At 65.0% G+C, this 10,262-nt stretch carries 11 protein-coding genes and 1 other RNA gene; all 12 read right to left on the reverse strand.

The genetic code is table 11. The features are described from left to right. Positions 1 to 67: 67 nt before the first annotated feature. The 12 genes from ssrA to ACZ60G_RS41395 all read right to left on the reverse strand — a co-directional run bounded on the left by ssrA (position 68) and on the right by ACZ60G_RS41395 (position 10,050). Positions 68 to 439: a transfer-messenger RNA gene (gene ssrA, locus ACZ60G_RS41340) on the reverse strand. Positions 440 to 551: 112 nt separating this feature from the next. Continuing rightward, positions 552 to 1,415 carry a DMT family transporter gene (locus ACZ60G_RS41345; RefSeq protein WP_465817495.1) on the reverse strand — a complete coding sequence of 288 codons (864 nt, stop codon included), beginning with the start codon at positions 1,413 to 1,415 and terminating at the stop codon, positions 552 to 554. Next, on the reverse strand, positions 1,412 to 1,885 hold the full coding sequence (gene smpB, locus ACZ60G_RS41350) for an SsrA-binding protein SmpB (protein WP_465817480.1): 474 nt from the start codon (positions 1,883 to 1,885) through the stop codon (positions 1,412 to 1,414). The genes ACZ60G_RS41345 and smpB overlap by 4 nt, the downstream gene beginning before the upstream one ends. Positions 1,886 to 1,936: 51 nt before the next feature. Further along, complete coding sequence (locus ACZ60G_RS41355; RefSeq protein ID WP_387289787.1) at positions 1,937 to 2,182, reverse strand: hypothetical protein; 246 nt, start codon at positions 2,180 to 2,182, stop codon at positions 1,937 to 1,939. Between the two features lie 53 nt (positions 2,183 to 2,235). Continuing rightward, positions 2,236 to 3,303 (reverse strand): metallophosphoesterase, encoded by a 1,068-nt coding sequence (locus ACZ60G_RS41360; protein WP_465817482.1) that lies wholly within the window; start codon positions 3,301 to 3,303, stop codon positions 2,236 to 2,238. Next, positions 3,300 to 5,186 (reverse strand): DNA helicase RecQ, encoded by a 1,887-nt coding sequence (gene recQ / locus ACZ60G_RS41365; protein WP_465817484.1) that lies wholly within the window; start codon positions 5,184 to 5,186, stop codon positions 3,300 to 3,302. The genes ACZ60G_RS41360 and recQ overlap by 4 nt, the downstream gene beginning before the upstream one ends. A gap of 179 nt (positions 5,187 to 5,365) precedes the next feature. Next, positions 5,366 to 6,271, reverse strand: coding sequence for a permease-like cell division protein FtsX (ftsX, locus tag ACZ60G_RS41370; RefSeq protein ID WP_465817486.1), 906 nt, complete (start codon positions 6,269 to 6,271; stop codon positions 5,366 to 5,368). Then, positions 6,271 to 6,951, reverse strand: a complete 681-nt coding sequence (gene ftsE, locus ACZ60G_RS41375; protein ID WP_387290087.1) for a cell division ATP-binding protein FtsE — start codon at positions 6,949 to 6,951, stop codon at positions 6,271 to 6,273. The genes ftsX and ftsE overlap by 1 nt, the downstream gene beginning before the upstream one ends. Before the next feature lie 60 nt (positions 6,952 to 7,011). Further along, the gene (locus ACZ60G_RS41380; protein ID WP_387289793.1) at positions 7,012 to 7,137 is read right to left on the reverse strand and encodes a hypothetical protein; all 126 of its coding nucleotides are present in this window, start codon (positions 7,135 to 7,137) and stop codon (positions 7,012 to 7,014) included. A 16-nt stretch (positions 7,138 to 7,153) separates the two neighbouring features. Beyond that, positions 7,154 to 8,011, reverse strand: coding sequence for a mechanosensitive ion channel family protein (locus ACZ60G_RS41385; RefSeq protein ID WP_387289794.1), 858 nt, complete (start codon positions 8,009 to 8,011; stop codon positions 7,154 to 7,156). Then, complete coding sequence (prfB, locus tag ACZ60G_RS41390) at positions 8,012 to 9,127, reverse strand: peptide chain release factor 2 (protein ID WP_465817488.1); 1,116 nt, start codon at positions 9,125 to 9,127, stop codon at positions 8,012 to 8,014. Positions 9,128 to 9,192: 65 nt separating this feature from the next. Continuing rightward, positions 9,193 to 10,050 carry a helix-turn-helix transcriptional regulator gene (locus tag ACZ60G_RS41395; RefSeq protein ID WP_465817490.1) on the reverse strand — a complete coding sequence of 286 codons (858 nt, stop codon included), beginning with the start codon at positions 10,048 to 10,050 and terminating at the stop codon, positions 9,193 to 9,195. Between the last annotated feature and the right edge of the window lie 212 nt (positions 10,051 to 10,262).

Raw genomic sequence — 10,262 nt, forward strand, 5'->3', positions numbered from 1 at the left:
AATGCTAGGGCGACGAGGTCCTGGGACCGTTAACGCAAAAGGCCCGGTCCGTGTGGACCGGGCCTTTTCGTGGAGCTGCCGGGAATCGAACCCGGGTCCTCCGCCGCGTCTTCAGGGCTTCTCCGTGTGCAGTTCGCTAGGTCTCTACTCGGATCTCCGGGTCTCGCGAACAAGCTCGGATGACGATCCCAGTCGCTGTTGGATGTCCCGTCCGACTCCGCGACCGAGCCGGACGGTAATTCCCTCTAGCTGATGCCAGTACCCGGGTCGAGGGCCGAACCCGGACTGACAGAGACGACCTGCTACTTAGGCAGCGAGGGCGTACTCGCGCTGATTGGAATCGGCGCTTAATTGGTTGCAGCGACGCTTACGGTGGTCTCTTGCCTGCACCGACACGCTTCCCCTAAATCTACGTACGCAGTCGAAACCGTTCAGCCCCGTACGTCCCGACACCTTGTCGGGCTAGTCATGTTAACACTCGGTGACCCGCTGTTCATTCCATTATCCCCGCAACACGTATCACGCCCCTGACCTGGGGCGCGAGCGCGCAATCACGCCGCCGCGATCAGCGCGACCGACGCCAGTGCCATGCCCATTCCGACCTGCTGCAGCCGACCGACCCGCTCGCCGAGCAACACCATCGCCAACAGCACTGTCGCCGCCGGATACAGCGATCCGATGACGCTCACCAGCGACAGCATCGATCCGTGGAAGGCATACAGCAGGGCGGCATTGGCGATCACGTCCAATACCGCGATATACGCCGCCAACCGCAGCGGTTCACCGTGCAGCGGGCGGAACTCCCCAGCCGACAGCGCGATCAACCAGACCATCGGACTGGCCGCGCCGCGCTGGGCGAGCAGCGGCCACACCCCGGCGCTCGCCTGCGTTTCGTGCAGGCAGACGAAGGCCAGGCCGAAGGCCGCACCCGATCCGATGGTGAGCAGCGCCACCTTCCTGGTGAAGCGCAGCTCGCGGCCGCCGGTGATCTCCTCGGTGACGTCATCGGGCGATTCCCGGCTCACCAGGTAGACCGCGCCGAGGGCGAAGGCGATGCCCGCGAAGGCGAGCGGGCCGGGACGTTCGCCGATCACCAGACCGACCAGCACCGGAATGCCCGCGACCAGGACCGCCGTCAGCGGCGAAACCACCGCCATGGGACCGCTGGCCAGCGCGGCATAGAACCACCACACCGCGAAGCCGCTGGCCACACCGGCGGCGAGGCCCCACAGCATCGATGCGGTGTCCGGAGTGCCGTCGAACAGCGGGATCAGCCCGAGTATCAACAGTGTCGAGATCGGGTAGGAGACGATCACGACCCGCAGTGCGGTCACCCGCCGGGACGCCACCCCACCGAAGAAATCACTGACGCCGTAGCCGAATGCTGCCACCAGCGCCAACAGAACGGCGGTCAGCGCATGCCCTTGATCCGCCGCCCCAGTTCTCGGGTGACCTCGCGCTCTGCGGTGCGCTTGGCCAGATCCTGTCGCTTGTCGTAGTCCTGCTTACCCTTGGCGAGGGCGAGCTCGACCTTGACCTTGCCGTCGGAGAAGTACATCGACAGCGGCACCAATGTCTGGTTGCCCTCGCGCGACTTGCCGACCAGCCGCTCGATCTCGCGCTTGTGCAGCAGTAACTTGCGCACCCGGCGCGGGGAGTGGTTGGTCCAGGTGCCGTGGCTGAACTCGGGAATGTGCAGACCGCGCAGCCACACCTCGCCGTTGTCAACGGTCGCGAAGGCGTCCACCAGCGAGGCCTTACTCTCGCGCAGACTCTTGACCTCGGTACCGACCAGCGCGATCCCAGCCTCATAGACGTCCAGGATCGTGTAGTTGTGCCGCGCCCGGCGGTTGGTCGCGATGACCTTGCGCCCCTGTTCCTTCATAACGGTCAACTTTAAGTGACTCAGCAACCGAATTATTCCGCGGCTATCGCCCTAGCCACCTGGCCGGACCGCGAGATACAGCAGCAGCACCGCGATGAAGGCCGCGACCAGCAAGACCGTGGTCATGCGTGGTAGGCCGCGCGGACGCGGCGGTGGCGGCGGACGGTGCCGCAGCCAGACGGATTCCACCGCGGGGTCGTGGGTGCCGCGCCGATACGGCGGCGGATCGCCAGGGTCCGTGGACGGCGAGCCGCCCAGGTCGGACCCGTCGTCGGTGGGGCCATCACCGGATGCCATATCGTGCACGCTAGCCGCCGAACCGGTTCGATGCCGGGCAATTTCATTGCGATTCAGGCAAGTCGGTGCGCGAACGCCGCACCGGCACCACCGCTCGCGAGATCCACGGTGACCACCGTGAGGTCGACGGTGCTCGCGGTGAGGTCCATGACCATGAAGCCGAGCTCGTGATAGTTCTCGAACAGGGCGGCGTTGCCGGAGCCGCCCGGATTCAGCTTCGGTTCCGCCGCTACGGTTTTGGCAGCCGCGCCGGAGACGAGCTGGCAGGTGCCCTTCGACCCCGCGGTCGGCTCGAGCACCTGCAGCGAATGATCGTGCCCGGAGAGGATGAAGTGGCATTTGCCGACGACATGGTCCTCGAAGAACTGCTTCGCATAGATGCCGTTGATCGGTGCCACCGAAAGCCCCTCGTAGCGACCAGCGTCACCGTGCGGACCGTTGTTCACATACGGGTGATGGGTGCAGGCGATCTTCCACTCAGCGGGTGATTCGGCGATGGCGCGATCGAGCCAGACGCGCTGCTCGTTCATGAACTGGCCGTCGACCGCCCAGTACGGATCGAAGATCGGCGGGATATAGGCGGCGAGCGGATTGACATCCAGCACAAAGAATTCGACCACCGGCTGCTGCTCGGGTATCCGCACCGAGTAGTACCGGCTCGGCATCCACCAGCGCGGCGAATTCGCGTGGTATTCGACCTCACTGTTGCCGCGCAGCAGCCAACCACCGTCGCCGCCGAGGACCGAACTGTTGTCGTGGTTGCCGAGCACCATGAGCCACGGGAAATCCAGTCCCGCATTGGGGTTTTCGAATTTGTCCGCGAATTGGGCATCGGCGGCGCCATACGGACCGCTCTCGTAGATATTGTCACCGAGGCCGAGGGCGAGCGAAAACGGTTGGCGGCGATGGTAATCCCGCATTGCGTCGGCGACAGCCCACTGGGTGCGGGTACCGGTGCCCGCATCGCCGGTAACGAGCACCCGCACATTGCGGTCGGTCGGGAAGTCGAATTTGGTGACACCGCTCGCGACCGGAACCGCATCGGCGGGCGATAGACCCACCAGCGATGCACCTGCCGCTGCCGTCGCCGTGCCCGCCAGAAACCCGCGCCGACCGATCATGCGTTGCTCACTTCTCCGGCCAGGACGGCGAGTACTCCTTCGCCGTACTTGGCCAGTTTGTTCTCACCGACACCGCCGACCGTCCCGAGTTCGGACAGGCTCGCGGGCTTGCGTGCGGCGATCTCCCGCAGCGTCGCGTCGTGGAAGACGACGTAGGCGGGTACGCCCTGTTCCTTGGCCGTCGCGGCCCGCCATTCACGCAGCTTCTCGAACAGCGGCACGTCTGCGGAAGACAGGTCGGTAGCCGGGGACTTGCCCTTCGCCGCCTTGGGTGTCCTGGCTGGTTTGACCGCACGCTCCGGTTCACGACGCAATAGCACTTCCCGGCCGTCGAACAACACCTCATTGCTGGCCTCGGTGAGGATGAGCACGCCGTAGTCGCCGTGCACGGCGAGGAGTCCCTGTGCGAGCAATTGCCTTATGACACCGCGCCATTCGACATCGCGCAGATCGGTGCCGATGCCGAAGACCTTCAGCTCGTGGTGATCATGTTGCAGCACTTTGGGATTCGATTTGCCGAGCAGGATATCGACGATATGGCCCGCACCGAAGCTCTGTCCGCGTTCCCGCTTCAGCCGCAGCACCGTCGAGAGCACCTTCTGTGCAGGGACGGTGCCGTCCCAAGTTTCCGGCGCGGTCAGGCAGGTGTCGCAATTGCCGCACGACTGCCCCGACTGTCCGAAGTAGGCCAGAAGCTGAGTTCGCCTGCAGGACACCGTTTCACACAGCGCGAGCATCGCGTCCAGGTGCAGCTGCAGTTGCCTGCGGTGGGTGGCATCGCCGTCGGAGGAGTCGATCATCTTGCGCTGCTGCACCACGTCGGCGAGTCCGTAGACCATCCACGCGGTCGACGGCAGCCCGTCGCGACCCGCTCGTCCGGTCTCCTGGTAGTAGCCCTCGACGGACTTGGGCAGATCGAGATGAGCAACGAAGCGCACGTCGGGCTTATCGATGCCCATGCCGAAGGCGATCGTCGCGACCACGACGAGGCCGTCCTCGCGCAGGAACCGCGCCTGGTTGGTCGCGCGGGTGCGCGAGTCCAGGCCCGCGTGATACGGAACCGCCTCGACGCCGTTCTCGGTGAGGAAGGCCGCCGTCTTCTCCACCGAATTGCGCGACAGGCAGTAGACGATGCCGGCGTCTCCGGCGTGCTCGGTCTTGATGAAGTCCAGCAGCTGTCGATCCGGCCGGTTCTTGGGTTCGATCCGGTACTGGATATTCGGCCGGTCGAAGCTGGCGACGAAACGCCGGGCCGCGCCGAGGTCGAGGCGCTCGATGATCTCGTCGCGGGTCTTCGCCGTCGCGGTCGCGGTGAGCGCGATGCGCGGCACGTCCGGCCAGCGCTCGTGCAGCATCGACAGGCCCAGATAGTCGGGTCGGAAGTCGTGGCCCCACTGCGATACGCAGTGTGCCTCGTCGATGGCGAACAGCGCCACCTTGCCGCGATCCAGCAGGGCGGCGGTCGCCTCCAGGCGCAGCCGCTCGGGCGCGAGATACAGCAGGTCCAACTCCCCCGCGACGAACTGTGCCTCGACCATCCGCCGCTCATCCGGGAATTGGGTCGAGTTCAGGAATCCGGCGCGCACCCCGAGCGCGCTGAGCGCGTCCACCTGATCCTGCATCAATGCGATCAGCGGTGACACCACCACGCCGACGCCGGGACGCACCAGCGCGGGCACCTGATAGCACAGCGACTTGCCGCCGCCCGTCGGCATGAGCACCAGCGCGTCCCCACCGCCGACCACGTGTTCGACGATCTCCCGCTGATCACCGCGGAAGCTGTCGTAGCCGAACACCCGGCGTAGAACCTCTTGTGCCGCACCGGATTCGGCGACCGGGGCACCGTCGGTCAGAACAGCCGCGAAAGCATCGGGGGATTCCACGCGGCCCATCCTACGAGCGCGGGCGGACAACGGAACCCCTACATCGGCGCGGATCCCAGGTGACCGGCCGAGTTGTCCACATGTGGACAACCAATTTCGATCGCCGCGCGGCGGGCTCGTCGCACACCCACTGACGGCCTCGCACGAGTTGCACCGTATGCGAGGCCGTCATCCGGAGGTCAGTCGCGCACGTAGTAGCGCAACGTGCCGTAGGCCGTGATCGCGGCGAATACGATGCCGAGTGGTGCGATGGTCAGGGACACCAGTGCGATGTCCTCGCCGGTGATATGCGGGAAGACATTGCTGTTGAAGAGCGCACCGAGTCCACGGTTCACCACCAACGGCTGCGCGAGGAACAACCCGACAACCGCCAGAATCGATCCGGCCAAGGCCGCGACCACCGCTTCCAGGAGGAACGGCAACTGCGTGTACCAGCGCGTCGCACCGACCATCCGCATGATGCCGACCTCCTCGCGTCGACTGAACGCCGCGATCTGCACCATATTCGCGATCAACAGCAATGCCGCCAATGCCTGCAGGCCCGCCAACGCGAATGCCGCATTCCGCAGGCCGTCGAACACCCCGACCAAGCGGTCCACGGTGTCCTTGTCGTTGAGTACGCTCTGGATCCCGTCCTTACCGTTGAACGTCTGGTAGATCCGCGGGTACTGATCGGCATCGGTCATCTTCACGCGCAAGGACGCGGGCAGGCGGGTGTCCTTGATCATGTCCAGCATTTCGGGCTGGTCCTTGAAGGTCACCTCGGTGGCTTCCTTCATCGCCTCGTCGCTGTTGATGAACTGGACCGAGACCACACCGTCGGTCTTCTTCAGATCCGACATCAGCTGCTGACACGGATTCAGTGAACAGTCCCGATCGTTCGCCGAGACCAGATCGGAGAGGTAGAGCCGGATCTCGACCCGGTCCATGAAGTAGTTCTGGGTCTTATCCGCGATTCGCAGCGCGAGCAGACCACCGCCGAGCATGGTCAGCGATACCGCGGTAGTCAGGATCATCGCGATGGTCATCGTGACATTGCGACGCAGGCCGGTGAGGACCTCGTTGAACAGGAATCCAGCGCGCATTACCGGCCCACCCCGTAGACGCCGATCGCGTCGTCGCGGATCAGCCGGCCCCGGTCCAACTCGACCACTCGCTTACGCATCGCGTCGACGATGTGATTGTCGTGTGTGGCCATCACCACGGTGGTACCGATGCGGTTGATCCGCTCCAGTAGCAGCATGATGTCGCCGCTGGTGTCGGGATCGAGGTTGCCGGTCGGCTCATCGGCGAGCAGGACCAGCGGACGGTTCACGAAGGCCCGCGCGATCGCAACGCGCTGCTGCTCACCACCGGACAATTCGTGCGGCAGCCGATCGGCCTTGCCGCCGAGCCCGACCATATCCAGCACCTCGGGCACGGTCCGGTCGATGAACTGGCGCCGCTTGCCGATCACCTCCAGCGCGAACGCCACATTCTGGGCGACGGTCTTCTGCTGCAGCAGCCGGAAGTCCTGGAATACGCAACCCATGCGCTGACGCAACTTCGGCACCTTCCGCCCGGGCAGCCGGTCGACCCGGAAGTCGGCGACCCGGATCTCGCCCGCGGTCGGGGCCTCTTCTTTGAGCAACAGTCGCATGAAGGTCGACTTGCCCGAACCGGACGGGCCGATGATGAAGACGAATTCGCCCTTACCCACATCGACGGTGACGTTGTCCAGCGCGGGTCGCGTCGAGGTCTGATACGACTTGGTCACGTTCCGCATAGCGATCACGGCTAGCCAGTGTAACCAGCAACTGTCGTGCAGCCACCAGCTACATCATGGTCAATGACCCGGCGTAGCCGTATTCAGCACTGCGGGAACGGTGTTGAGTTTCTCGGGCGTTGTCACGATCGGTTGATCGGGCTTGACGAACAGGTACAACACGAACGTGGCGACCCATGATGCCATCAGGATCGCCGTGGATCTACGTGGTCTCACTGATTCCCTCCCGGCGCAATGCCGCGGCGACTCGCACCCGCAACTCGCGACCGACTTCGAACTGCTTACCCGGCAATGTTCGGGCAACCATTCGAATATTCATCTGGTCCACTGTCAGATCTTCGACGCCCATGACACTGGGCTCGTCGAGCAGCAGCGGCTTCAATCTGCGGTCCTCGTACGCCTTTGTACCGACCTCGTGCAGGATCTCGTTGATCCTGGTGATGTCTACGCTGGCCGCAACCGGAACGTCGATCGCGGCGCGCGCCCAATCCTTCGAGAGATTGGTCACTTTGACGATCTGGCCGTTGGGCACGGTGATCACCTCACCGTCGGCATTGCGCAGTGTGGTGATCCGCAGCGTGACGTCCTCGACCGTACCCTCGGCCTGCTCCGCGGATCCAGTGACAGCGATGCGAACCACATCACCAAATCCGTACTGCCGCTCGGTAATCAGGAAGAATCCGGCAAGGATGTCCTGCACGATCCGCTGCGCGCCGAAACCGAGTGCGGCGCCGAGCACGGCCGCGGGTGCGACCAGACCGGTGACCGCGAAACCCATCCGCCGCAGCACTTCCATGCCGACCAGCACATAGACGACGGTCAGCACCACCCAGGTGACCACCTGGGCCAGCGCATGTCGATGTTTGGCCGCCTCGGAACGCACTAGCGCGTCGCTGCTGCGGAATCCGGCGTCGATCCTGCGGGTGATCCGATCCCGGATAAAGGTGGCGAAACGGCTGACCAGCATCGCACCGAGGAGCAGCAGGACGATCTCTAGACCCGAGGACCGCAGCCAGGTGGTGAAGTCGGTGGACGTGGAGAAAGCCTGGGGTACATCCAACTAGCTCGCCTGCTCTCGCATTCGCCAACGAATTCCGGATTCGATGAAACCATCGATATCGCCGTCGAGCACGGCACTCGGATTGTTGACTTCGTAGTTGGTGCGCAGATCCTTGACCATCTGGTACGGATGCAGCACGTAGGAGCGCATCTGGTTGCCCCAGGACGCGCCCTCGTTTGTCTTGAGCGCATCCATTTCGGCGCGCTCCTCCTGCCGCTTGCGTTCCAGCAGTTTGGCCTGCAGCACCCGCATGGCCGAAATCTTGTTCTGCAGCTGGGATTTCTCGTTCTGACAGGTCACGACGATGCCGGTCGGGATATGGGTGAGGCGCACCGCGGAGTCGGTGGTGTTGACGCTCTGGCCGCCGGGACCCGAGGAACGGTAGACGTCCACGCGGACCTCGCCCTCGGGAATTTCGATGTGGTCGGTGGTCTCGACCACGGGTAGCACCTCGACCTCGGCGAAGGAGGTCTGGCGACGGCCCTGATTGTCGAACGGGCTGATCCGGACCAGGCGGTGCGTGCCCATCTCCACCGAGAGGGTGCCGTAGGCATACGGCGACTTCACCGCGAAGGTGGCGCTCTTGATGCCCGCCTCTTCGGCGTAGGAGGTGTCGTAGACCTCGACGGAGTACTTGTGCCGGTCCGCCCAGCGGATGTACATGCGCATCAGCATTTCGGCCCAGTCGGCGGCATCCACACCACCCGCGCCGGAGCGGATATTGACCAGCGCCTCACGCTTGTCGTACTCGCCCGAGAGCAGGGTGCGGACCTCCATGGCCTCCACATCGCTGTGCAGCGTGGTCCGCTCGGCATCGGCGTCGGCGAGCGCGGCCACCCTGGCCTCGCCCTCCTCTTCCTCTGCCAATTCATATAGAACGGACAGATCGTCGAGGCGCTGGCGCAGTTCCTCGACCCGGCGCAACTCGCTCTGCGCGTGCGACAGCTCACTGGTGACCTGCTGCGCATGCTCCTGGTTGTTCCACAGATCGGGATCGGCGGCCTGGTGCTCGAGCTCATCGATCCGTCGACGCAGTTCCTCGACATCGAGGACCGACTCGACAGTCTTGAGTGTGGCGTCGAGTTCGGCGAGGTCAGCGGAGACGTCAGGATGCACGATGCTCAAGCCTACTGGGCGCGGTGAAGACGGTGAAACACGCGGTGGTGTGGGGGTGGCCGTCCTCAGCCGGAGACGGCACGCAGCCCGCCCGGACGGCGACCGGCGAGGGCGTCGAGGGCGGCAGCGGTGGCGTCGTCGGCGGGGAGGTAGACGATGAGCTGCTGGTCGTCGTCGGCGGATAGTTCGAGGGTTTCGTAGGTGAGGCGCAGGTTGCCCGCCTCGGGGTGGGTGAGGCGCGCGGTTCCGGTGGCGGCGGCGAGACTGGGGACGGATTCGACGCGGCGGGTGAACTCGGCACCGGCGGCGACGGTCAGTTCGTCGGCAAGGGCGGCGATGTGCGGGTCACTGCGGAACGGGCCTTGTTTCAGTGCGGCGACCAGTTCGTCGGCGATGTGGTCCCAGTCGGGATAGGCGGTGCGGGCGCGCGGGTCGGTGAAGGCGAACAGGGCGAGATTGGCGCGGTGTTCGTGGTCGAGCAGTCCGATCGGCGCCATCAGGCGCTCGAATCCCTCGGTCCAGGCGAGCACCTCGCGCAGTCGGTTGACGACCAGCGCGGGCGCGGGTTCCAGGCGATCGAGGATGGCGCGGACCGCGGGACGCACCTCCCGCGGCGGTTGCGCACCGCCCATGCAGCTGAAACCCGGATCAGCGGCCTTGCTGAGGCGGTGCAGGTGGATGCGTTCGCTCGGCGTCAAGGCGAGGGCGTCGGCGAGTGCGGACAGCACCGGCGGCGAGGGGTGGCGGTCGCGTCCCTGCTCGAGGCGCGTGATGTATTCGACGCTCACACCCGCCAGGGTTGCCAGTTCCGCGCGACGCAGGCCAGGGGTCCGGCGGCGCGGTCCGGTGGGCAGGCCGACCTGGGCCGGAGTCACCGCCTCACGGCGGGTGCGCAGGAAAAGACCCAACTCGTTGTCGCTCACTCCTCGACGGTACAAGCGTGATCGGCGCCGAGGGTGTCCCTGCCACTACCACTCTTCGCGCGGTCTTCCTGGTGGCGATGCCGGGCAGCAGATTGGGACTCGAACAATTTCCTGATCGAAGGACTCTCAATGATCGTGTCAAGCCGCGACTGCCGTCGGGACGGGTGTGTCGAGGGTGAATTCTCTCCCGTCGCGCAGCAGTGCCCACAGGA

This window comes from Nocardia sp. NPDC102475 (assembly GCF_055584605.1).